The sequence below is a fragment of the Candidatus Avedoeria danica genome, from assembly GCA_016703025.1.
Lineage (GTDB): Bacteria > Chloroflexota > Anaerolineae > Epilineales > Epilineaceae > Avedoeria > Avedoeria danica.
This window is the reverse complement of record JADJCV010000003.1, coordinates 388041-412358: the sequence shown is the minus strand read 5'-3', so window position 1 is coordinate 412358 and position 24318 is coordinate 388041. Positions and strand designations below refer to the sequence as shown.

The following is a 24318-nucleotide window of genomic DNA, read 5'->3' as shown; positions in this document are numbered from 1 at the left end:
AATGCGCGGGCCCAACGGGCAGAACCCGCTGATACCACCTCCTATAACGTGCCCCGCGCGCCGCAAGATACGGCCGGCGCTCACCGGAGCTTCATGTGCCGCACGCGCGCCGCTCACCCAACCGCCCGGCGGGGCGGATCCGGGCGACCCGCACCCGTGTTGCACTACAATCCGCCAACGTCCGGCCGCCGGCCGGCCGCGGGCACGGAAAGGGACAGGCAGTGGGTGAGCTCGTTGTCGTCGCCACGCCGATCGGCAACCTCGAGGACATCGGTCACCGGACCGTGCGCGTGCTGGGCGAGGTCGACCTTATCGTGGCCGAGGACACGCGCATCACGCGCCGTCTGCTGGACCGCTTCGGCATCCGCACCCCGCTGCAGAGCTTCCACGCCCATTCCTCCCCCGCCCGCCGCGCCGGCCTCGTCGCCCGCCTGGCGGAGCACCGGATCGCCTACGTGACCGACGCCGGCACGCCCGGCCTGTCGGACCCCGGCGCCGAACTTGTCCTTGAGGCGGTGGCGGCCGGCCACGCCGTCACCGCCGTGCCTGGCCCGTCGGCTGTGACGACCGCGCTGGCCGTGAGCGGCATGGCGGCCAACGCCTTCACGTTTCTCGGCTTCGTCCCACGCACCAAGGCGGCGCGCAAGGCCCGGCTGGTCTCCGTGGCGGCGATCGACCACCCGCTCGTCGTCTTCGAGGCGCCGCACCGCCTGCTGGCGACGCTCGATGCGCTGGCCGACACGCTCGGCGATCGACCGGCGGTCGCGTGCCGCGAGCTGACGAAGCTGTACGAGGAGATCGTGCGCGGCCCGCTTAGCGCGCTGCGGACGCACTTCACCGCACACACTCCGCGCGGCGAGTTCACGCTCGTCATTGCCGGCTGCCCAGCCGCATCACCGGTGCTCTGGCCGGCCGAGGACGTCGCCGCCGCCCTCGAACTCCGGCGGGCCGCCGGTGCCGGCGCGCGCGCTGCGGCCAAGGACGTTGCGGCCGCCGCCGGCTGGCCGGTGCGCGACGTATATAAGATGTGGGAGCACGATCGATGACGGACGCCGTCGAACCGGGCGATGCAGCAGCCGCCAACCCGATGGCCGGCGACCCGATGGCCGCCCTCGTCGCAGCACTGCCCACGCAGCTCGTCGACACGCGCCGCCGGCTGGCGGGCTGGACGCTGCCCTTGGCGCCTGGCCGGCCCGCAATCCAGGCGGTCGTCGTGTGCGGCATGGGCGGCTCGGCGATCGCGGCCGACATCGTCGCCGGCGCGCTGTCCGATCGGGCGGTGCTGCCGATCACGGTCGTCCGCAGCGCACACCTGCCGGGTTGGGTCGGTCCCGACACACTCGTCGTCGCGTCCAGCCACTCCGGCCGGACGAGGGAGACGCGCCTCGCATGGCAGGCGGCGCGCCGCGCTGGCGCGCGGGTCGTCGTGGTGACGGCGGGCGAGGACTTTGCCGCTGAGGCGCGCGACGCCGGCGCCGCGGTGATCGCGATCCCGCCCGGCGGTCCGCCGCGCGCCGCGCTCGGCCACGGGATCGCGGCGATGCTCACCGTCCTCGAGGCCGCCGGCGCCGTGCCGCCCGGCTGCGACGTGGGCGCTGCGGCTGCGGCACAGACAGTGCTGGACGGCGCGTTTGGCGACGCGCTGTCGCCGTCCGCGCTCGCGGACGCGCTCGTCGAGCGCGTGCCGCTGCTGTACGCGGCGGACGCGCTGGCGCCGGTCGCGCGGCGGTGGAAGGGCCAGCTCAACGAGAACGCCAAGGCGTTGGCCGTGACGGACACGCTGCCCGAGATGTTCCACAACACCGTCGTCGGTTTCGGCCATCCGTCATGGCTGGCCGAACGGGCGACGGCGGTGTTCCTGGGGGCACTGGATGTGGCGCTGGCGGGCGGAGAGGTGGGCGTGCAGGTGATTCGAAGCGGATCGTCCGATCGAGCGGAAGCGGCCGCCCGAGCCGAGGACGTCGATCGATCCGACGCGCACGAGCACCTCGGCACGGCAGGGATGCGCACGCTCCTCGAGGACCGCGGAATCGCTTCGGTCCGTGTCGTCGCGCCGCATCCGCACGGTCTGGCGGCGGCCCTTTGGCTCGTCTCATACGGCGACGTGCTCAGCTTGGCGCTGGCGGCACGCTACACCGAGGCGCCGACGCCGATCGCGGCGATTGACGAGCTCAAGCGGCGGGTCGGTGCGGCGCGGGAAGGGCCGCGTGCTGGCTGATCGCGCAGGACCCGGCCGCCGCAACTGACCGGCGCTGTCCCGGTGCGAACCGCGAGCGCGGACCGAAAAACGACCGGCCACCGCTCTCGCGGTGGCCGGTCGTGTCGATCGTGGCAGGCGGGCTCGAACCCGCCGTCGCTGAGCGGAGCGCTAGCGCCCGCCGCTCGGCCGCCTGACCGTGCTGATCGGGTTCACGCACAGGACGAAGTGGTTGTACACGAACAACACGTCGTCGAAGTTCACCACGCCGTCGCCGTTTCGGTCGTACTGCGCGCAGTCGCCGGTCGCGGACGAGTTGTTGCACTCGCTGCTCTGGATGCGGTTCCAAAGCTCCATGATGTCCGCCTTGCCGAGCTTCCCGTCGCTGTTCAGGTCGTAAACGGTCGTCGTGCACGTGACGACGTCCACCGGAACGGGCGCAACCTGCGCCGAAGCGCTCCGGGTACCGAGGGCAACACCGATGATCAGCGCAATGCCGGCCAACGCCAGCAGCTTCATGGTTCGCATAAACCCTGCCTCCTTCAAGTCTCGATCGATGGATTGGAACGACCGGTTGGAACCGTCGGTCTCAGAGCGATAGCGACCCTCGCTCCACGCGCAGCACCTGCGGGGCGGGGGCCCGCCGCTGTGCTACACTGGCTACTATAACGCGTCGGCCCTGTGGAAAGATACGCTGGATTGGGCGGCGCACTGTCCTGCCGTGCCTGCGAGACGCAGCGCGTGCGAGCGTCCGATACGAGCCGCGTCACCTTGCTTGCCCATGCCACCCTTCCTCGCCCGCTCGCGCTGAACGAAGGACATCGTCATGCGATGCTGTCGCCCGCCCTCGTCCGCCCGACGACGCGCGCCCGCCCTTTGCGCGCTCGCGTTCGCCCTTCTAGGCGCGGCATGCCGCAGCAACCCATCCGGCGCGACGCCGCTGCAGCAGCGGGACCCGGGCGCGCTGGCCACGCTGCAGGCGGTGACAGGCGCCGGCACCGGCGCGTGTAATCCCGATGCGGATGCGGCGGTGGCGGCCGTCGCCGCTCAGTACCCGGACGCGCCGGAGGTGATGCTGGCCCGGCGGGCGCACGCCACGGCATGCCAGGACTGGCCGGCGCTGGCCGAGGTCCTTAGGGCGATCCCCGACGCGTCGCGGGTAGCCACGGACACGGCGAACCTGGCGCGGATCGAGATCCGCTACCTCCAGGAGTTCGACAAGGGGGAGGCACACATCAAGCCGCTCGCCGCGGCCGATCCGACGAACGTAGACTACGCGAGCCTCCTGGCGGCGGCACTCTACTACCAGCAGCGGTTCGCGGAAGCCGTGCCGAACGTCGACGCGCTCTGGCAGCCGATCGTCGCCAGCAAGAACGTCGACATCATGACGATGCGCGCCGAGGCGTTCATGGAGGAGGGCAAGGTCGAGCGGGCGATCCGCATTCTCAACGACGTGCTGAAGATCAACCCACGGCACGAGTTCGCGCGCAACGTCCTGAGCCGGGCAATGGCGATCGGCGGCGACGGTGCCGCCGCAGCGGACGTACAGGCGACGACGGAGGCGATGCGCGTCACCCGTGAGGCCGAGACGGCGAACACCACGTGGGTCAACGACCGCCTGAACGAGTTGCGCGCGGCATTCGACGCCGGCCGGTTCGCGGAGGCCGAGCGCCTGGCCCACTCGATCATCCCGCGTCTGCCGGAAGCCCGGAAGCACGAGATGTACCGCACGCTCAAGGACGTCTACATCGCCCTCGGCCGCTTCGACGACGCCGACAAGGCGCTCGGCATCGCCGCGGCGCTCGAGCTCGGCACGCCGGAAGCGGCGCTCGACACGGCGTTCACGCCATGACGGGAGCCGCGGAGCCGCCGTTGAGTCCAGGGGTTCGCCGGCACGCGCGGCGTCGCCGGGCTTGCCGGCCGCGCACGGATTGGAATCGCCTGTATTGGGTGCGCACGGGCTGGACCGCAGCCGCGCTCATCGTCCTTGCCGCTGCGTGCTCGCCAGCCGCGGCGCCGAGCGCCGTGCCGCCGACGACCGCGCCGCTCACGGCGTCCGCGACCCTGCGCTTCGACGACGTCACCGCGGAGTCCGGCGTCGCGTTCACGCACGTCGCGACCTACACGTCGGCGAAGCTCATGCCCGAAATCATGGGCTCCGGCGTGGCGGTCGTCGACGTGAACCGCGACGGGGCGCCGGATCTCATCGCGATCAACAGCGGTGCGGCCGGCGCCGCGGAGCGACCGGCGGGCGCCGCGAACCGGCTCTACCTCGGCGACGGCAAGGGCGCGTTCCGGGACGCGACGGACGAGTGGCGGCTGCCGAGCGCGGGCTACGGCATGGGCGTCGCGGCGGGCGACATCGACGGCGACGGTTGGACGGACATCGCGCTGACGGCATACGGCGACGGGATGCGGCTGCTGCGCAACACCGGGGCCGCGTTCGAGGACGTTTCGGGCGGCAGCGGGATCCCGGGCGATATCGGCTGGGGATCGAGCGCCGGGTTCTTCGACGCCGACCGCGACGGCGACCTCGACCTCTTCGTCGCGCGCTACCTGGAATACGACGATGCCACGGCCCAGCCGTGCTTCGAGGGCGGGATCCAGGTCTACTGCACGCCGCTCCTCTTCAAGGGGCAGTCCGACAAGCTCTTCTTGAACGACGGCCGCGGCGTGTTCACCGATGCCTCGGCCGAGGCCGGGATCAGCGCGCTGACCGCCAACGGTCTCGCCCTTTCCCTGGTGGACATCGACCGGGACGGCGACGTCGATGCGTTCGTCGCCAACGACATCAGCCCGAACCACCTCTGGCTGAACGACGGCGCCGGCCGCTTCACGGACAGCGCGCTGCGGGCCGGGGTCGCGCTCAGCTCGGACGGCCGGACCCAGGCCGGCATGGGCGTCGACGCCGGGGATCCGAACGGCGACGGGCAGGTGGATCTGGCGATCGCGTACTTCGAGAACGAGCCGCTCAGCCTGATGCGCCAGCGCACCGGACTCCTCTTCAATGAGGTGAACGACGCCAGCGGCATCGGCCAGTCGGCACGCGGCCGCCTGAAGTGGGGCACCGCCTTCCTCGACGCCGACAACGACGGCGACGAGGATCTGGCCGTGGCCGCCGGCCACATCTTCGACAACGCCGCCGACGTCCGGCCGGGCACGACGTTCGCCCAGTCGAACCTGCTCTACGAGAACGACGACCAAGGCGGCTTCAGCGACGTCAGCGCCGCCGCCGGTTCGGCCTTCACGGCGCCGTTCGTGAACCGCGGCCTCGCCACGGGCGATCTCGACGGGGACGGGTCGGTGGACGTCGTGTTCAGCCGGAACAACGGGCCGCTCGCGATCGGGCGGAACGACTCGGCCGGACGCGGCGGTTGGATCAGCCTCTGGCTCGAGGGCGCGGGCGGCAACCGCTCGGCGATCGGAGCGCGGATCAAGGCCGTGGTCGGGGACCGCGTGATCTACCGGCAGGTCACCGGCGCGGCGAGCTACCTCTCGGTATCGGATCGAAGGGTCCACGTCGGGCTCGGATCAGCGGATCGGGCCGAAGTGGTGGCCATCCGCTGGCCCGACGGAACCGAGCAGGATCTGGGCGACGTCGCGGGCGGTGCGTTCTACCGCGTCGTACAGGGCGCGGCGCCGGAGCGCTACGTGCCGGGGGCCACGGTCATCGCCCCGTGACGGCGGCGCCTCGAACCGTCCTTGACACCCCCCGCTCGGGGGCTATACTGGCCCCCATGTACGAGACACTTGGTTCGCCGGTGTGATTGGCGTGGCGCCACCCGATTGTGGGGGCGCCCTTTTTTTCGCCCCTCTTCCATCCTCACGTGGGCGTCCCCCTTCCCGAACGGCGCCCAGCCCACCGCTGGCCTTGCGGCCGCGAGAAAGCAGGAGAGAGCGAGTCATGCTGCCCAGCACCTATGTCGCCGACGTGGAGAAGTCGATGCGCTACGCCCAAGAGCGTGAGCAGCGAATCGTCTTCAACAGCTTCAACGTTACGGTCGACGGTGACCACCGCGACCACAAGGTGGGCTACGACCACGGCCATTGGACCTGCGACTGCGAAGGGTTCGAGCACCACGGCCACTGCCCGCACACGATGACGATGGAGCGTGTCCTCGGCGAGACGGTCACCATGGGCGAGATCAGCGCGCCGGTGGCGTAACCCCGGCGCGTCCGACCAGACACTCCGACAGTCACAACGCACCTTCCCGGCGGCCGCACGAGCGGCCGCCGGCGACGTTAACGCGACCTCGGCAATAGAGGCCGTATGCTATGATGGCCGGCCGCTCATGACCCACCCCCCCACGCCTCCCCACCCCGCGCGCCGCGCGCCGCCGGCCGCACCGGCAGCGCCGTGCGCCTGGCCATCGGCGTCGCGATCAGCGCCGTGTTCGTGCTGTACGCCGTGCGCGGCCTCGAGCTCGATGCGTTCGCCCGGCATGTGGCCGACGCGCACTACATCTGGCTCGTGCCGGGCGTGGCGGTCTACTTCGTCGGCGTCTGGGCGCGCACGTGGCGCTGGCACACGATGCTCAGCCACCTCGTCGATGTCCCGATGCGGCGGCTGTTCCGGTTCGTCTGCATCGGCTACATGGGCAACAACGTCTATCCGGCCCGCGCCGGCGAGGTGCTGCGAAGCTACGTCCTCAAGCGCGAGACCGGCGTCCGGATGAGCGCCAGCCTGGCCACCGTGGTCCTCGAGCGTCTGTTCGACGGCCTGACGATGCTGGCGTTCGTGTTCGTCGCGCTGCCGTTCGTCAGCTTCGAGTCGGACGCGCTCGAGAAGTATCGGCCGCTGATCGTCGTCTGCACCGTGCTGTTCATCGGCGCGCTCGTCACGTTCCTCTTCCTTGCCGGCCGGCCGGACCGCCTGCGGCGCCTCGCCAGCCCGTTCGTCACGCTCGGCGCGGCGGTCCTCGGCATGTCGCGCCGCCGCTCGGCCGACGGGGCGCACGCCGACCAGCTGTGGGGCGTCGTCGATCGCTTCACGGAGGGCCTCGAGAGCCTCTCGGGCCGGCGTGAAGTGCTCATGCTCTTCCTCACGAGCGTCGTCATCTGGCTGTGCGAGACGATGAAGTACTGGTTCGTCATGCATGCCTTCCCGGACATGCAGGTCAGCTTCATCACGCTCATGCTGATGAACGGCATCGTCAACCTGGCGACGACGATCCCGGCCGGGCCCGGCCACATCGGGACGTTCGATGCGCCCGGCATCGCCGTCCTGACCGCCGCCGGCGTCGCCCAGTCCATTGCGACGGCCTACACCGTGGTCCTGCATGTGGCGCTCTGGTTCCCGATCACGCTCCTCGGCGCGTGGTACCTCTGGCGCTCGCACGTCAGCCTGCGGCAGGCGAACGCGGCGATGGTGGGCGACGACGGGTCGGGCGGCGACGGGTCGGGCGACCACGGGGCGAGCGACCACGGGGCGAGCGACCAAGGGACGGGCGACCGGGGGGCGGACACGAGCTCCGCTGCGGCGGGATGAGCCAACCCTTGGCATCCTCTTCACCTGCGTCCTCACCCGCGTCTTCGCCCGCGGCGTCCTCGGGCCGCTCCGTTGCCGTGATCGGCGCCGGCTTCGCCGGGCTGAGCGCGGCGTGGGATCTGGCCGGCGACGGCTGGTCGGTGACGGTGTACGACGGGGCCGAGCACGCCGGCGGGCTGGCCGGGGGCTTCCGCGACGCGTCGTGGGAGTGGCCGCTGGAGCACTACTACCATCACCTCTTCCAAACCGATCGCGCGATCATCGGCCTGGCCGGCGAGATCGGCTTCGCCGACCACCTGCAGACGCTGCGCCCGGTCTCGGCTTCGTTCTACCGGGGCAAGGCCTACCCGCTGGACGGCGTCGTCCCGATCCTGACGTTCCCGGGCATGCCGTTCATCGACCGCGTTCGGATGGGCGCCGTCGGGGCGTACCTCAAGCTCACGCCCGACTGGCGCTCGCTCGAGAACGTCACCGCGGCCGCATGGGCCCGGCGCTGGATGGGCAAGCGCGCCTACGCGGCCATCTGGGAGCCGCTGCTCCTCGGCAAGTTCGGCCCCGAGCACTACGAGCACGTGCCGATGAGCTGGCTATGGGCACGCCTGCACGCCCGCTCCTTCAAGCTGATCTACGTCGCCGGCGGCTTCCAGGCATACGCCGACACCCTGCGGCGCGCTGTCGAGGGCCGCGGCGCCGCCGTCCGGCTGTCCACGCCGGTGCGGGGCATCCGCCGAACGGACGCCGGCCTGGCCGTGGCCGCCGGCGACGGCGAGTCGACGTTCGATGCGGTGGTGGCGACGACGGCGCCGCACGTGCTGGCCCGGATGGCGCCCGACCTGCCGGCGGACTACACCGGCCGCTTGGCCGACCTCGAGCACCTCGGGGCGGTCGTGTTCGTGCTTGCGCTCAAGCAGCAGCTCATGACGGACGGCACGTACTGGCTGAACCTCGACAAGCGCGAGATGCCGTTCCTGGCGTGCGTCGAGCACACGAACCTCATCGATGCAGCCCATTACGGGGGCGATCACCTGGTCTACATGGGCGACTACCTGCCGCCGGACCACCCCGCCTTCACGATGGCGCACGACGATCTGCTGGCGCAGTGGCTGCCGGCCCTGGAACGGATCAACCCGGCGTTCCGCCCGGACTGGGTCCGGACGTCGTGGCTGTCGCGCGCGGCGTACGCCCAGCCCGTCGTGCCGTGCGGCTTCTCGGCCCACGTCCCGCCCCTGGCGACCCCGGTGCCGGGGCTCTACCTGGCGTCGATGAGCCAGGTCTACCCCTGGGACCGCGGGACGAACTTCGCGGTCGACATCGGGCGGCGGGTCGCGGCGGCGGTCATCGCGGACGGTGTGACCGGGCAGCGGTAGGGGCACGGCGGTGCGGCCACAATGCCCCCTGCGCGTTATGACAACCAATGCGGGCATCGGCACCGCGCTCCGTATAATCCCGCGCCGATTCGCCGGACGATGAGCGAGGTGCGGGTTGAACGAGTTGTTGTACATCGATAGCGCCCTGGATCGGGCCGCCAAGCGGCGGTTCGAGCACCTCGGCCACGCCGACATCGTCATCGGGCTGCCGACCTACAAGAACACCCGCACGATCGCGCACGTCCTGAACGCGCTCGCGTCGGGCATCGTCGAGCACTTCCCGGACAAGCGCGCCCACATCGTCGTGGCGGACGGTGGGAGCACGGACGACACGCTGGCCATCGCCGGCGGCGTCGCGCTGCCGCCTGCGGTGACGCTGTCGACGCTGCAGTACCAGGGGCTCACCGGCAAGGGCAGCGCGATCCGGGCGATCATGGAGGCCGCGGCCATGCTGACCGCCTCGGCCTGCGCCGTCGTCGACGCCGACGTCCGATCGATCAACCCGACCTGGATCGAGCGCCTCGTCGGCCCGATCCTGGCCGGCGAGGCGGAGTACGTCAGCCCGATCTACACCCGCGACCGCCACGAGGTGACGATCAACGACATGATCGCCTACCCCTTCACCCGGATGCTGTACGGCGTCGACCTGCGCCAGCCGCTCGGCAGCGAGATCGCGATGTCGCCGCGCGCCTGGCAGACGTTCCTCGACAAGGACGTCTGGGAGACCGACGTCGCGCGCTTCGGGATCCATATGTGGATGGTGACGCTGGCGATCAACAGCGGCTGGCGGCTCTACCAGGCGCCGCTCGGCACGAAGACGCACGACTACAAGGACCCGACGGTCGGCTTCGAGCCCAAGTTCATGCAGGTGACCGGCACGCTGTTCCGGCTGATGTCGTTCTACCGCCGCGTCTGGCCGGACGTGAAGGGCGCCTACCGCGTGCCGGTGTGGGGAACGCTGACGCAGCTCCCGCCGGAGCCGATCCCCACCACGCGCCAGACGCTCTGGGATGGTTTCCTGAAGGGACTCAAGCGCTACCGGCGCAACCTGAGCGCGATCCTGAGCGAGGAGCAGCAAGCCGTCGTGGCCGAACTCTCGACGAGCGACCAGCCGCGCTTCCCGCCGGACGCCTGGGCCCGCATCGTCATGGACTTCGCCGTGGTGTACAACCGCGGCGAGGGCGATCCGGACAAGGTGGCCCTGTCGCTGCTGCCGCTCTACTACGCCCGCAAGGCGTCGCTGCTGCAGGAACTGGAGGGCCAACCGTGGACGGCGGTCGAGGAGGCCATCGCCCGCCAGGCGGACATGTTCCTCACGAACAAGCCGTACCTGTACCAGCGTTGGTCGTCGTACATGCCGTGGCAGTCGGCGATGGGGTGAGGTTGGAGGGGAAGACCAATCAACGGCTGAAGCCGGCGCCCGCCGCGGCCCCGTTGATCCCCCTACGCCGGCATCCCGCGCTGCTCTTCGAGATCGAACTCCCAGTACCCCGGACCCGTCAGGAAGTAGTCCGCGTTGATCTGGGTCATGTGCTCCTGGTCGGCCGGCACGTCGGGCTCGGGGAAGATCGCCTCGGGCGGGCAGACCGGCACGCAGGCGCCGCAGTCGATGCAGACATCGGGGTCGATGTAGAACAGCGGGTACTCGACGTTGCCCTTGGGCGACGGGACGATGCAGTCGACGGGGCAGACTTCGACGCAGTCGCCCTCGCGCGTGCAGAGTTCGGTGATGATATAGGCCATGGCCGGATCCTTCTCGTGCTCGTGCCGATTCGGTACGCGTGCCGATTCGGTATGCCCCGGATTATACGCGACTCGGCCCGGCCGTGCGCGGATCAGCCGCGCGCCAGCGCCTGCAACGCGGCGCGCACGTGGTCCTCGACGGTGGCCTCCGCGCCGAGCCCGACGGACGCGATGGCCCGGCGCGCCTCGGCCGGCGTGTAGCCGAGCGCGGTCAGCGCGGCGATCGCGTCCGCCTGCGCACCGCCTGCGCCGAAGCCCCCGTCGCCCCAACCACCGCCGACGGCGGGCGCGAACGGCAGGCCGGCCACCTTGCCCTTCAGCTCGAGGACGATCCGCTGCGCGATCTTGCGCCCGACGCCCGGCACGCCGACGAGCGCATCGACGTCCTCGGCGGCGATCGCCGACTGGAGCGTCGTTGCGTCGAACGTCGAGAGCATGGCCAGCGCGACGCGCGGTCCGATGCCGCTGACGGTCTGGACCAGCTGGAACGCGGCCAGCGTCGCCGCATCGAGCGCGCCGTAGAGCGTCAGCTCGGCCTCGCGGACGTGCAGATGGGTGTGCAGCGTCACGGCGTCGCCCTCCTGGCCGGCCGCGGCGAGGACGGGCAGCGGCACGTAGACGCGGTAGCCGACGCCGCCGACGTCGACGACGAGCGCGTCGGACTCCACTGCAGCGATCCGGCCGCTCAGGCGGGCAATCATGGGCCGGATTGTAACCCGATCGGCGGCGCCGCGGGCGCGAATCCTTCTCGGCGGCGCCGCGGGCGCGAATCGTCATCGTTTCGACCCAGGCCGGTCATCGGATCGCCAGCATTGCGCCATGGATCCGCCCGAAAACGGTCATGAACCTTAAAATGTGCTTGACGGCCGACCGGCCGCCGGGTTATACTCGCGCATCGCCGCGACCTGCCATCTGCCCGGAAGGGCGGGCGGGCTCCCTGAAGGGAGCGGATGCATTGGTTCTCGATGGGGATGTCGATGCCAGCGTGCGAGACGCGCTGGAGGGTCTCGTCCGCCTCGGCGCCAGCCGAGGCTACGTCACCGCGTCCGAGCTGTCCGAACAGCTGCCCGAGGCAGAGGATGATCCCGGCATCGCGTCATGGTGCCGTGCCTGCCTCGATGCCGCCGACATCGAGATCGTCGCCGACGAGGTTCTGCCGTCGGACGAGATGATCGCCGAGGTGGCCGAGGACCTCGAGGGCGAGTTGACGCTGGACCATCTGGTCAGCGCGCGACCGGCCAGCATGGACGGGATCGAGGACGACGACAGCGTCAGCCTGTACTTCCGCGAGGTCGGCGCCGTGCCGCTCCTCACGCGGGAAGAAGAAGTCGCCCTGGCGAAGCGCATCGAGCGCGGCCGGGGGGCCGGCGAGGAGCTCGGTTGCCCGGATCTGTGCGCGGGCCGACGACGGGCGCTCCAGCGCGCGCGGCAGGAAGGCAGCGCGGCCTGGGACCACCTCGTGAAGGCGAACAGCCGGCTCGTGATCAGCATGGCCAAGAAGTACCGCGGCCAGGGCGTGCCGTTCCTCGATCTCATCCAGGAGGGCAACGTCGGGCTGATGAAGGCGGCCGACAAGTTCGACCACCGCCGCGGCTACAAGTTCAGCACGTACGCCACTTGGTGGATCCGGCAGTCGATCACGCGCGCGCTCGCGAACCAGGGGCGGACGATCCGCGTGCCGGTGCACATGAGCGACCGGATCCGCAAGCTCTTTGCGATCGCACAGGCGATGGAGCAGGACCTCGGGCGGCGGCCGACGCCGGCCGAGCTGGCGAGCCGGATGGATCTGCCGGAGCTCAAGGTCCGGCAGATGCTCAAGGCCGCCCGACGGTCCCTGTCCCTCGAGAAGCCGGTGGGTGACGACCTGGACTCCGAGCTCGGCTTCTTCATCGAAGACGTGCACGCGCCGGACCCGCTCGAAACCGCGGCGTTCGCCCTCATGCAGGTCGACCTCGACGACGTCCTGCTCTGCCTGACGGCACGCGAGGCACGGATCGTGCGGCTGCGCTACGGACTGGACAACGGCCAGCCGCTCACGCTCAAGGAGGTCGGGCGCAAGTTCAACCTCACGCGCGAGCGGATCCGGCAGATCGAACAGGAGGCGCTGCTCAAGCTGCGCCAGCCGCACCGGCAGGAGCGCTTGCTGAGCTACCTCCGGTAGTCCCGCCGAACGAACACGAACCCGACCATCGCGCCGGCCCGCCGAGGGAACAGGCTTGCGGCACACTGTGACGTGCACGAATGGCGCAACGATGTCAACATCGTCCCGTGTTCTAACTCGCCGGCCGTACGGCGCGTTGGGCTCTCCACAACAGGTGGTACCGCGGCGCAGCAGCCGCGATCGTGATCTTCATCTGGCTCGATATCGAGCGTCAGCGATCCCGTAGGGAAGGAGAACGCCATGAAACTTGACCGGCGTCAGTTCCTCCGCGTCGGCGGCGCCGCGGCAGCCGCCGCGGCCACCGGTGCCGCGTTGGCGCCCGAGGCCGCCGCGGCCGCCCGGCCGGCCCGTCGTTGGACGGCCAAGACGAGCGCTGAAATGCCGGCGCCCGATCTCGAGACGCTGCTCCTGACGCGCGCCGCCTTCGGCCCGCGACCGGGGCAGCTCGAGCACGCGCGCCAGATCGGCGGCATGAAGTGGCTCGAGGAGCAGCTTGACTACGAGAACATCGACAACTCGGAGGTCGAGGAGCTGCTGCTCAACCGCCTGCCGACGCTCAACTGGTCGAACAAGCAGTTCCTCGATCTCGACGAGCGCGGGCAGGGCGTGCGCGAGCTCATGCAGGCGACGATCTTCCGGATGGTCTACAGCCCGCGGATGCTGCACGAGGTGATGGCCGAGTTCTGGAGCGATCACTTCAACGTCAGCATGGAGACGAACAACGTCCGGTACTTCAAGTCCGTCGAGGATCGCACCGTCATTCGGAAGCATGCGCTCGGCAAGTTCAAGGATCTCCTGACGGCCGACGCCCAAAGCCCGGCGATGCTGGACTACCTCGACAATGCGGTGAGCACGAAGCGCCAGCCGAACGAGAACTACGCCCGCGAGATCATGGAGCTCCACACGACGGGCGCCGCGGTCAACGGCTACCCGTACTCTGAAGAGGACATCAAGCAGGTCGCCAAGTGCTTCACGGGCTGGACGATCGACAACCGAGCGAACGCCCCGACGCGCGGCAACTTCATGTTCAACCCGGACACGCACGACAACAGCACGAAGACGGTCTTCGGCGAGCAGATCGCGGCGTCGCTCGGGGACGATGACGGGCGCATCGTCATCGATCTGCTGTGCGCCCACGACGCGACGCCGCGCTACATCGCCCTCAAGCTGGCGCGGCGGTTCGTGTGCGACGATCCGCTGACGGACGCGCCGCAGCTCGTCGAGCGTGTGGCCAGCGCGTTCGAGCGCTCGGACGGCGACATCCGCGACACGCTGAGCGCGCTGTTCACGTCGCGTGAGTTCGGCAGCTCGTTCAACAACTTCGGCGGCCGGCTGTCGCGCCCGACGGACCTCATCGTCCGGATGCTGCGCGTCTCGGGCATGCCGATGGACAAGTTCACGCTCGGACAGAACGCGCCGGTCTTCAACCGGATCAACTACGCCCTCGGGCGCATGGGCCACCTGCCGTTCTACTGGTCGACGCCGGACGGCTACCCCGACGTGAAGACGGCCTGGGCGGCATCCGGCGTCATGCTCATGCGCTGGAACGTCGGCCTGGCGATGTGCGGCGTCGGCGCGGGCAGCGGCATGGGCGCACGGATGGTGGACAACTGGACGCCGATGACGGCCGAGGGCGTGCAGCAATCGTTCGCCACGGCCGGCGAGGCCGTCGACTACTGGACGGAGCGGCTGCTGCACCGCGCGCTCCTGCCGGAGGATCGACAGCAGGTCGTCGGTTACCTGACGAACGGTGGGACGGACAGCACGCCGTTCGCCGGCGTGGCCAATCGGCTGCCGTATGCGGTGGCCATGATCTTCGACAGCCCGTACTTCCAGTGGCGCTAGGGAGGTCACGATGAGCTTTTCGCGACGCACGTTCCTCCAGCGTGGATCCCTCCTGGCCGCCGGCACCGCCGCGTGGCCGGAGTGGATGCCGCGGCTGGTCTTCCGCAACACCCAGACGCCCGCCAAGGGCGACGTCCTGGTGGTCATCTTCGCCCGCGGCGGCTACGACGGCCTGAACATGGTCGTGCCGCTGCAGGACTTCGGTCGGTACCGCGAGATGCGGCCGACGGTCCACATCCCGGCGCCGGACGATTCCAACACGCCCGGCAACCTGCGCGCAGTGGACTTGGACGGCAACTTCGGGATGCACCCGGCGCTGGCGCTGTCCAGCCAGGGCCGCTGGAAAGAGCACTACGACAACGGCCTGCTCGGCATTGTCCACGCCGTCGGCATGGACGACGCGACGCGCAGCCACTTCGACGCGCAGGACTTCATGGAGCGCGGCACGCCGGGTGAGAAGAAGCTGAACACCGGCTGGCTCGGCCGCCACCTGACGAGCATGCGCAGCCAGAACAACTCGCCGTTCCGCGCGGTGGGCATGGGCACGATGCTGCAGGCGGCGCTGCGCGGCCCGGTGCCGGCGGTGACGCTGCAGAGCATCGCCGACTTCCACCTCCAAGGCGACACGCGCGAGGTGGCGCGCTTCCAGCAGCAGCTGGCGCAGCTCTACAGCGGCGAGGGCTGGCTGGACGAGCAGGGTCAGTCGACGTTCGCGGCGCTGGACATGCTTTCCAGCAAGATCGGCAGCGGGGCTTACATGCCCTCGAACGGCGCCCGCTACGGTCAGAACGGCTTCCACCAGGGCATGATGCAGATCGCGCAGCTGGTGAAAGCGGACGTCGGCCTCGAGGTCGCGTGCATCGACGTCGGCGGCTGGGACACGCATGCCAACCAGGTGACGCCGGGCGCGACGGCGCAGGGCGGCATGGCGAACAACATGCTGCAGCTGGCGCAGGGCGTGACGGCCTTCATGACGGACCTGCAGGACAACTTCGATGCCCGCGAGAAGGACAAGCAGGGCGTGACGATCGTCCTGATGAGCGAGTTCGGCCGCCGCGCCTTCGAGAACGGCGGCTACGGCACGGACCACGGCCACGGCAACGTCATGTACCTCATGGGCCGCGGGATCAACGGCGGCAAGGTGCACGCCGACTGGCCGACGTTGGCCGAGGACAAGCTCGACCGCGGCGACCTGGCCGGCACGACGGAGTACCGCGACGTCCTGGCCGAGGTGCTCCAGAAGCGCTGCGGCAACGAAGCGGTGACCGAGGTCTTCCCGGGCCACACGTTCAACTTCATCGGCGTCGCCACGCCGCTGGGCACGGTGGTGGAACCGCCGACCGCGGTGCCGGTGGAGCCGACGGCGGTGCCGACGGCGGTGCCGCAGCCGACGGATGTGGTGCCGGTGCCGGCGAAGAATACGGTGTACTTGCCGGTGGGGTACAAGGGGTAGGATGCCGGCGGGAGCGCGGGGGGGTTCGACTTCCCGCCCATTGATCATCACTCGATAAAGGAGGGGCGCCCGGTGGGCGCCCCTCTTTGCGTTCCCATTCGATGGGGAGCGGTGGGCATCGCCGGCAGTCGAGCCCCATGCGATCCACCGCAGCATTGCGCGGCAGCCAAGCGGGAACGGTCATACGGGCCACCATACGACCCACCATGCGGGCCAGCATGCGGGCCACCCATGCGGTTCACGTACGATGATGCTCCGCCCAACCAACGGTGGTTCGGTCCCAGACCAATGGTGATCTGCGAGCAGACCACTGGTGGAATCCGGCGCAACCATAGGTGGTTTCGGCTCAGACCATACGTGGTTTGGCGTAGGACAGGTATCGAGCGTTGCGAACAACCCCAGCGGCGGCGTCAGGGCGCAACGGGTGCTAGCCTGCACCTGAATCGGAAGGCAACCCCCTATTCATTCGCGAGGGTCGTATCGGTGCGGGTTGCTCGCATTGGCTTGCTCAACGACTTAGCAACAAGCTTTCGCGCAGCTTCAGCTTCGTCTCCGTCGACCGTGTCACGCTTCAGAACTTCCTGCAAATAGATCTGTCACGATCATGACGGTATCGGACTCATTCACGTCTCTTGACTTGGCGGACGTAAGAATGGGCTGGAGCTTCTTGATGCCGGCGATGAGCCGGGGTGCGATCTTCGCTGGTACGGTTGCCATCTCATATCACCTTTCGCGTATTTCTGCAGACTAACGTTCGCGATCAGCGGCCGCCGACGGCGGTCCGCTGGAACGCGGGGTTAGGGCGTAATTTCATAGGCGACCTCGTGCAAGGGATAACCGGTAAGGCCGGAGGTGGTGCGGCTTTCACCTGTGAGAACGAAGCCCGCTGACTCGTATAGGGAAACCGCGGGGACGTTGCCCGAGATACACCACAGTTCGACGCGTGTGAGCGCAGCGCTGCGTGCCGCGGCCAAGACCTCTTGGACCAGAACGCGGCCAATGCCTTGGCGCCAGCAGTCGGGTTTGATGTTCAGCGCCCACAACTCAAGAGTTCCGGGCCGAGCTTTGTAGCGCGGCGCGCCGAACATGACGTATGCGACAACAGTGCCTCGATCTTCGGCGACTTGCGTCTGGAAAGGTGGCTCAGTCGCACTTATCGCGGCTCTGAGGCCTTCCAGGTTCTGCCCGGGATCCAGGGAAGCGAGGAACTCGGAAGGCATGAACTTGCGGTATGCCGCGCGCCACGCAGCAACGCGAATCTGATCGACTGCGTCGGCGTCTGCTACACGTGCTGCGCGAACCTTCATTTGCGCCCTAACTACCCACAACGCCGTGGCCACCCCACCTATCGACAGCGCGGAGCATGTTACTAGTACCTGCGCGGCGGCCCGATTGCTGCACTCCTCGTTGGTAGGCAGATCCGCCCAATACCGTGCCGGGATCCCAGATAAGATCGGCTGGGGAGGATGATGCGCATGATAGGCCGGTCGGCATGAGCCCGTCAACACGTCTGGCGCCGCCGCGGCGTTCGCGGCGGCGTGAAGCTTCTCTTCGACGAGAACCTCAGCCGCAAGCTGCCTTCGAGGCTGGCTGCGGAGTTGCCCGGTTGCTCACACGTGGGCGAGATCAGATCCGGCTTGGCGGCCGCAGTGATGCTTCGATCTGGGAGCACGCCGCCGCCCCAATCCGACGATCAGCGCATCCGATTCGACCACGGCAGATACGCCTTCCCGCCGCCCCCACCCGCCGTCCCCGTCGCCCGAGCCGTCCCCGTCGGAGCCGGCGTCGTCGACGCAATTGGCGTATCCAAAGCCGTTGCCGTGGCCTCCGCGGTCCCCGTCGCCGCCGACGTTGCCGTCCCCGTCGCCACCGCCGTTGCCGTCTCCGTCGCCATCGGCGTCACCGACGCTGCCGCCGTCGCCGAAGCCACCCCCGTTGCCGTCGGCGCCCCCGCCGTCGGCGGCACGACTTCGAGCGGCACCGCGTTCGACACCCGCGCCACCGGCGACTGGTTCCGCACCGCGATCCCCACCGTCCGCCCGTCGACGATCAGCGACGCCTGCACGGGCACGCTCAGCTCGGTGCCGCTCAGCCGCAGCGTGGCCAGCGGCACGCCGTCCCAGAGTACTTGGGCGTCCGACGCGAAGTCCGTGCCGTGGACCGCGAGCGTGAACGTCCCGGAGCCGGCCGCGACGCTCGTCGGGGCGAGGCGGGTGACGACGGGCAGCAGCGAGTTGACCAGGAACGGCACCGCGTTGGACACCGTCGTTCCCGGCGCCGGCACACGCGCCGTCACCTGTACGATGCCGGCAGTCATGAGCTGGGCGGCCGTCACCGTCGCCGTCAGATGGCCGGTGCCGCCGAACGTCGTCGCCAACGGGGCGCCGTTCCAGAGGACCAAGGTGCCGCTGATGAAGCCCGTGCCTGCGACGCCGAGCGCGAACGGCGCACCGCCGGCGGTCGCCGCCGTCGGGGTCAGCCAGTGGATCGCGGGCAGGTCGCCGAGGCTCGTCGTCGCCCAAGTGGACGGCTGGCTGCGCTCGGCGGTCTGGGGCCAGCGGTGCTGACCGCCGGGGCTGCCGACGGGCGCGGCGACGGCGTGGCCGAACGCGAGCCCTGCCAGGTGGTCCCAACCGCCGAAGCGCGCCTTGTCGAGACGGACTTCCACCGTCCAACCCGTCGGCGACTCGCCCAGCTGCGCCGCGACGCCGCTCGGACCGGGCGACGCGAAGCCGCCCGACCCGTCGCCCACCCGGCTGAGCACGCTGCCGTCCTCGGCCACGGCGAACAGGAAGTCCGTGGCCTGCGCCTGCGCATCCCGGCTGTGGTTCGCGTCAAGAAGCACTTCCACCTGGGAGCCGACATCGCCGGCGCCGCGCACGAGGCCGTGGAAGCACGCCCAGAGGTGATCGTCGGAGCGCAGCACGCGGACGGCGCCGCGGCTGCCGTCGGCATAGGGCGCCAGCTGGAGGCTGGCACCGCCGGCGTACACCGTGTCGTCGCACATGCCGTCCAGCGCCGGTCGCGCGCCGACGGGCGATCCGAGCGGCACGACCAGCGGCGCGATGGTGAACGCGGCGTCGGCGGTGCCGGTGTGACCGCTCGCGTCGTCGCCGGAGAGCGTGGCCACGCGGGCGCCCGGCGCCAGCCCGGCCACGGCGATGGCGCGGCCGTCGCCGACCGATCGCCCGTCCACGCGCCAGCTCAGCGCAGCATCGGACAGGCCGCCGTCCTCGGCGTCCAGGCCGCTGCCGATCAGCACCACGTCCACGCCCGCCGCCAGCACCTGTCCGGCTTCCGGCGCGCTGATGACGACCCCTGGCGGGCGGTTGGACACCGTGAATCCCGGCGATGTCGCGAATCCGGTGTTGTAGCCGTCGCTGGCCAGGACACGGACCATGCCCGCGTTCGGGCCGCTGCTGCCGGGCAACGTGCCAAGATCGGCCAGCTCGAGACGGCCCTCGACGTCGCTGCCGACGCCGGTCGCCGACCGCAGCGGCGGCACGTCGACGGCCAGCGTCTGCCAGCGGGCGCCGCCGTCGGGGCTGTACTGCACCGTGAAGCGCAGGCGATCGTTCGCGTCCGGGTCGAGGGCTGTCCATTCGATCGTCAGATTGCCCGTGATGACCACGCCGGCGGACGGCTTCGTCAGCGACACGATCGGCGCAGCGGCGCTGGGCGCGATGGTGTCCAGCAGCGTCGTGCCGGACCAGAGCTGGACGGCGGCCACCAGGGCGGATGGCCTGGCGAACTGATCCGCGAACAGGGCCGAGGCGCCGTCGGGGGAGTGGTCGTCCAGCGGGTTCAGCGCCAGCAGCCGATCGACGAGCACCGTGCCGGCGGCGTCCAGGAAGCGCAGCCGAAACGCCGGCGCCTGGGACGCGCTGCCGGCGCCGTTCGTGCCGAGTGCGCCGTTCATGCCGATCGATCCGATCGGGCCGACGCCGGTCGCCTGCCGGCCGATGTTCAGGCGTGTGGCCAGCGGCATCGAGTCGGTCGGCAGCATGAGCATCGTCGTGATCTTGCCGCGGATGTTCGCCGTGTCGACGACGCCGGTGACGAACACGTTCTGGGCGCCGGGGGCCTGCGCCGTCGTCGCCGGATCCGCCAAAGGCGCCAGGGGTGACGAAGGCGACAGGGGTGACAGTCGCGACAGTCGCGACAGGGGCGACAGGGGCGACAGGGGCGACAGAGGCGATAGGGGCGACGGGCGCGACAGGCGCGACAGCGCGGCCTCGAACACCGGCCCGAGCTCGCCGATCAGCGCGCGCCAGGTGTAATCGCTCACCCAGCTGCGGTCGGCGTACGTCATGAAGTCGGCCGTCTGATCCGGACGGATCGGGGTCCGCGTGCGCGTGTCGAAGCCGTAGTGGCTGGCCGGGCCGACGTTGCCGATCTGGCACGGCGGGTACTTGTAGTTGTTGTCCACATCGTCCGGGTTGCCGCAGTTGATGTGCTTGCGGCCGTGGTTGTGGGCCAGCTCCTGGGCCATCGTGCTGCCCTCGCGCAGCGCATCCCAGTTGGGGCCGAGCGGGGCGTGCGCCGGCAGCTGGACCCAGGACTGGTTGCTCACCGTGCTGGCGTAGCCGGACGAGCCACCGTTCTCCGCATCCGGATGGACCATGCCCATGAAGTGGACGGGCGCGCCGATGTTGTCGCAGGCGTCCGGGTTGAACGACAGCAGCGCCCGGGCCCAGAGCGAGACGATCACCTTGTCGCGGTCGGGGATGCCGTTCGTGAGGCCCCAGCCGTCGTCGAGCTCGTACGGTCCGTGGCACGGGTACGGCACCGGCCCGTACCAGCACACCTCGAGCTCCTCGACCGCGCTCGTGTCGCGGTACACCCAGACGTCGGGGATCGGCCAGCGGCGGTGGAAGTGGTCGACCATCGTCCCGAAGTTGGGGTCGGTCGTCTTGGGCAGCGCGGTGTTCGTTCGAACCGGCACCGTCATCACGCACACCGGCGGCACGTCGCGGAACACGACGGTCGCGGACGCCTCGTTGTTCGCGCGGTCGGGGTCGGAGTGGATCCGGCGCCCATCCACCTCGAACGTCAGGTTGACCGAACCCTGGGTGATCCAGTTGGCCGGCAGCAGGAAGATCCAGCCGTCGTTCGATCGGGCGCGATCGTAGCTGCCGCCCGTGGCCAGCGCCCGGACGCCGTTCATCGGCTGGAGGGGCGATCCGGGCAGCGGCGCGCCGCCCTTGCTGCCGACGAGCCGCGCTTCGACGTTGGAAGTGCTCGGACCCGACAGCTGCATACCGTACGCGCGGACGTACGTCGCCTTCTTGGCGACGAGCGGCACGCCGTTGCCGAGGTCCTGGATGCCCTGCGTCACCTCGAGGCCGTCCGCCTTCAGATCGCGGACGATCGGCGCCGCGTTCAGCGGGAGGGTGTAGAGGCCGACGCCGCGGCGGGCGAAGAACAGCCGGTCGCCGACGATGAAGACCTTGCCGTCGACCTTCGCCTGCGCCGTCGCGATCGTGTCGGCACCCGTGCCTGCGGCGGCGTTGTAGGCGCGGCGCTTCACGTCGCCGTTCGGGTTGGTCACGGTCGTGTTGTCGAGCTCGGTCCAGTAGACGTTGCCGGCGGCCGCGACGAGCTGGCCGATGGACCAGTTCACGGTGGCCCCGTAGAACGTCAGCGGGTCGTCCAGCGTGCAGATCGTGAGCTGGTTGCAGCTGCGGAAGCGGATCGTGAACGTGTTGTTCGCGCCGCTGGCCACGCGCTCCACCCAGTAGACACGGTAGTTGCCCCGCACGCCGCCGAGCGATTGGTAGAGCAGGCCGTGGCCCTGCGTGTTCGCGCCGAACGGCGCGAACCGCTGGCGGTCGCCGTTGCACGGCAGCGCGCCGCACGTGACGTTGATCGTCCAGACGCCCGTGGCCTCCGTCCAGTAGACGTAGTTGCCGACGACCATCAGGTCCGTCGGCAGCGCGGTCGTGTCGGCGACGGTCTCGATGACGCCGGTGCCGTCCATCGGCGCGCGGAAGATCTTGTTGCCCGCGTGGGCCCAGTACAGGAAGCCGCCGGCGGCGACGAGCGACCGTCCCGCGTTCGGCTCCTGGCCGGCGGCGAGCGACCGGACCGGGACCGGCGTGAATGGTTCGCCGAGGGGCATGCGTGCGATGTGCTGCTGGCTGGCATCGTAGTAGTACAGCCCGTCATCGGCCGACAGAAGTCCCAGGAAAGTACTGCAGCGCGCCCCGTCGTTGATGTCCTGGATCGTGAGCTGCTGTCCGCCGATGACGGGCTTGCGCATCAGCGCGGCGAACGGGTTGAACTCGTCGGCAACGCAGTTGTGGGCCCAGTAGGCGAGCCCTGAGCCGACGGCCCACTGCTCGACGTTGTCGGCGGCGAATGGGACGGGCACGTCGCTGGGCGCAGCTGTGACGCTGCGCGCGCCTGACGGGGCGCCGGCGGCGAGGGCGAAGGCGAGCGCCGCGAGGACGGCGAGGGCAGGGCGGACGGGGATCAGACGGGACGACGACGCCGGGAGCGACGTGGTGCGGGGGGGCGGCACGAGCGGCTCCTTGGGGGTGCGCGAAAGGCGCCGGGACGGGTCCGAGGGGGGACTGGGACCGAGGAGCACGGTAGGCCAGGCGCAGCGAAATGGCGAATCGCCTCTGCAACACCCGGGTCATTCGGTCGCGTGTCGCATCATGACCCCGACATCCCACATCGTCACGAACGCACGCCGTCCCAGGTGCATGACTCGGACGGGCTACCGCCCCACCCTTCGCCTCAACCGCTCCCCCCGTCGCGCCAAGTCCGCCGCCGCGCGCCCCCGCCCGCGCCGCGGTCGAAGGGCGCCGGCGGCCAATCGCTCCGCCGCCGCTTCGGTCAACGCCAGCGCCCGGTCCAGGTCCGGCGGCGATGCGCGGTGCTCCCAATACTTCGCCTGTTCCTCGTACGGGAAGAGCCGCATCGACGTCGATTCCAGCTCCGACCACAGCGCCAGCGCCGCAGGCCAATCGCCGGCGCGCTTGTGCATGTCCGCCAGACGCATGGATGCTTCGTCCCGCAGGTCCGGCGGCAGCGTCCGCACGAGCGCCGCCTCGTAGGCCGCCTGCGCCCGCGGACCGGCGCCGGCCGCCTCGCACGCGCGGGCCAGGCTGAGCCAGTCCACGCCGTGGGCGACGGCGTGGTCGGGATGGGTCCAGCTCCGCGACACGCGCGTCGCCAGGCTGACCATCGTCAGGATGTCGAGGGCGTTGTGGTGAAAGATCCCGACGAGCGGGCGGGCGTCGCCGTCGTGCTGGTAGCGGAAGTAGCGCTCCGGGATCAGCCAGCCCGGCACGTCGTCCGCCCGTTCCAGGTCCAGGATGTGGCGCTCGAGCGACTGGAGCGAGCAGCTCGCCAGGCGACGGCGCCACAGTCGGCGGGCGATCGGCAGGAGGTCGAGGTGCGGTCGGGCATCGAGGCCGTCGGGCGCGGCGCGGCGGTGGAGGCGGAAGCGGGTGCGCAACAGCGGCACGTCGAACGTGCGGCCGTTGAACGTGACGAGACCCGACGTGCCGTCCAGCCACTCGGCGACGGCCTCGAGCTGGGCGCGCTCTTCGGCCGGATGGCGCATGAAGAACTGGCGCAGCTGGAACACGCCCTCGTGAAACCGGCCGACGCCGATCAGGAAGGCGTACGTGCCCGTGCCGCCCATGAGCCCCGTCGTCTCGGTGTCCAGGAACGCGGCGTTCGCCAGATCGAGGTCGGCCAGCCGCGCGTCGCCGGCCAGCTCGGCCAGTGCGGCGGCGTCGACACCGTGCACCGCGCCGAGCAGCTCGCCGCCGTGCGCATCGTCCGCGGCGCGGCGCAGCGTGCTGACCCAGCACGCGCCGTGCTCGGTCGCGTGCTCCAGGCCGGGCACGGCCTCCTCGATCGGCAGAACCGCCGGTGATCCGATCCGCGCCACCGTCGTCGTCGACGACGATACCGGGTGGCCGTTGCCATCGACCGCGACGTCAGCCGGCCGCACCGGCGCGACGATCCCGGCGGCGCCGAGCTGCACGCCGAGGCGGGCCAGACGAGCGACGAGGGCGGGGTCGGGGGTGGAGCCGGGAAGCATGG

17 protein-coding genes are annotated in these 24318 nt (G+C 70.1%); 11 read left to right on the top strand and 6 right to left on the bottom strand.

What is annotated here, in order from left to right:
- The first annotated feature begins 221 nt into the window (after nucleotides 1-221).
- Nucleotides 222-1046, top strand: a complete 825-nt coding sequence (rsmI, locus tag IPG72_03445) for a 16S rRNA (cytidine(1402)-2'-O)-methyltransferase (GenBank protein ID MBK6768084.1) — start codon at nucleotides 222-224, stop codon at nucleotides 1044-1046.
- Entirely contained in the window at nucleotides 1043-2218 is a 1176-nt protein-coding gene (locus IPG72_03440) for an SIS domain-containing protein (GenBank protein ID MBK6768083.1), read from the top strand. Before rsmI ends, IPG72_03440 begins: the two co-directional genes overlap by 4 nt.
- Before the next feature lie 150 nt (nucleotides 2219-2368).
- On the opposite strand, the gene IPG72_03435 is transcribed toward IPG72_03440, so the two are convergent.
- The gene (locus tag IPG72_03435; GenBank protein MBK6768082.1) at nucleotides 2369-2725 is read right to left on the bottom strand and encodes a hypothetical protein; all 357 of its coding nucleotides are present in this window, start codon (nucleotides 2723-2725) and stop codon (nucleotides 2369-2371) included.
- Nucleotides 2726-3023: 298 nt separating this feature from the next.
- Here IPG72_03435 and IPG72_03430 point away from each other — a divergent pair, with 298 nt between their 5' ends.
- The 6 genes from IPG72_03430 to IPG72_03405 all read left to right on the top strand — a co-directional run bounded on the left by IPG72_03430 (nucleotide 3024) and on the right by IPG72_03405 (nucleotide 10433).
- Nucleotides 3024-4049 carry a hypothetical protein gene (locus tag IPG72_03430; GenBank protein ID MBK6768081.1) on the top strand — a complete coding sequence of 342 codons (1026 nt, stop codon included), beginning with the start codon at nucleotides 3024-3026 and terminating at the stop codon, nucleotides 4047-4049.
- Between the two features lie 98 nt (nucleotides 4050-4147).
- Nucleotides 4148-5878 (top strand): CRTAC1 family protein, encoded by a 1731-nt coding sequence (locus tag IPG72_03425; GenBank protein ID MBK6768080.1) that lies wholly within the window; start codon nucleotides 4148-4150, stop codon nucleotides 5876-5878.
- Between the two features lie 223 nt (nucleotides 5879-6101).
- Nucleotides 6102-6362 carry a hypothetical protein gene (locus IPG72_03420; GenBank protein MBK6768079.1) on the top strand — a complete coding sequence of 87 codons (261 nt, stop codon included), beginning with the start codon at nucleotides 6102-6104 and terminating at the stop codon, nucleotides 6360-6362.
- A 192-nt stretch (nucleotides 6363-6554) separates the two neighbouring features.
- Nucleotides 6555-7685, top strand: a complete 1131-nt coding sequence (locus tag IPG72_03415) for a flippase-like domain-containing protein (protein MBK6768078.1) — start codon at nucleotides 6555-6557, stop codon at nucleotides 7683-7685.
- Nucleotides 7682-9052 carry an NAD(P)/FAD-dependent oxidoreductase gene (locus IPG72_03410; protein MBK6768077.1) on the top strand — a complete coding sequence of 457 codons (1371 nt, stop codon included), beginning with the start codon at nucleotides 7682-7684 and terminating at the stop codon, nucleotides 9050-9052. Before IPG72_03415 ends, IPG72_03410 begins: the two co-directional genes overlap by 4 nt.
- Before the next feature lie 115 nt (nucleotides 9053-9167).
- Complete coding sequence (locus IPG72_03405) at nucleotides 9168-10433, top strand: glycosyltransferase (GenBank protein MBK6768076.1); 1266 nt, start codon at nucleotides 9168-9170, stop codon at nucleotides 10431-10433.
- Nucleotides 10434-10495: 62 nt separating this feature from the next.
- Here the strand turns inward: IPG72_03405 and IPG72_03400 are convergent, their stop codons facing one another.
- Together IPG72_03400 and ruvA are read right to left on the bottom strand one after the other, a co-directional pair.
- Nucleotides 10496-10795, bottom strand: a complete 300-nt coding sequence (locus tag IPG72_03400; GenBank protein ID MBK6768075.1) for a ferredoxin family protein — start codon at nucleotides 10793-10795, stop codon at nucleotides 10496-10498.
- A gap of 92 nt (nucleotides 10796-10887) precedes the next feature.
- The gene (gene ruvA / locus IPG72_03395; GenBank protein MBK6768074.1) at nucleotides 10888-11496 is read right to left on the bottom strand and encodes a Holliday junction branch migration protein RuvA; all 609 of its coding nucleotides are present in this window, start codon (nucleotides 11494-11496) and stop codon (nucleotides 10888-10890) included.
- Between the two features lie 152 nt (nucleotides 11497-11648).
- On the opposite strand from ruvA, the gene IPG72_03390 reads away from it, so the two are divergent.
- From IPG72_03390 to IPG72_03380, 3 genes are all read left to right on the top strand, one after another.
- On the top strand, nucleotides 11649-12956 hold the full coding sequence (locus IPG72_03390; protein ID MBK6768073.1) for a sigma-70 family RNA polymerase sigma factor: 1308 nt from the start codon (nucleotides 11649-11651) through the stop codon (nucleotides 12954-12956).
- Between the two features lie 240 nt (nucleotides 12957-13196).
- Complete coding sequence (locus tag IPG72_03385; protein MBK6768072.1) at nucleotides 13197-14801, top strand: DUF1800 domain-containing protein; 1605 nt, start codon at nucleotides 13197-13199, stop codon at nucleotides 14799-14801.
- Nucleotides 14802-14811: 10 nt separating this feature from the next.
- Nucleotides 14812-16254 carry a DUF1501 domain-containing protein gene (locus IPG72_03380; protein MBK6768071.1) on the top strand — a complete coding sequence of 481 codons (1443 nt, stop codon included), beginning with the start codon at nucleotides 14812-14814 and terminating at the stop codon, nucleotides 16252-16254.
- Between the two features lie 797 nt (nucleotides 16255-17051).
- Here the strand turns inward: IPG72_03380 and IPG72_03375 are convergent.
- The 3 genes from IPG72_03375 to IPG72_03365 form a co-directional block, all read right to left on the bottom strand.
- A complete protein-coding gene (locus IPG72_03375) occupies nucleotides 17052-17561 on the bottom strand; it encodes a GNAT family N-acetyltransferase (GenBank protein MBK6768070.1) in 510 nt (169 codons plus the stop codon).
- Nucleotides 17562-17947: 386 nt separating this feature from the next.
- Nucleotides 17948-22777: a hypothetical protein gene (locus IPG72_03370; GenBank protein MBK6768069.1), complete on the bottom strand. Its 4830-nt coding sequence runs from the start codon at nucleotides 22775-22777 to the stop codon at nucleotides 17948-17950.
- Nucleotides 22778-22978: 201 nt separating this feature from the next.
- Nucleotides 22979-24316 (bottom strand): ribonuclease H-like domain-containing protein, encoded by a 1338-nt coding sequence (locus tag IPG72_03365; protein MBK6768068.1) that lies wholly within the window; start codon nucleotides 24314-24316, stop codon nucleotides 22979-22981.
- Between the last annotated feature and the right edge of the window lie 2 nt (nucleotides 24317-24318).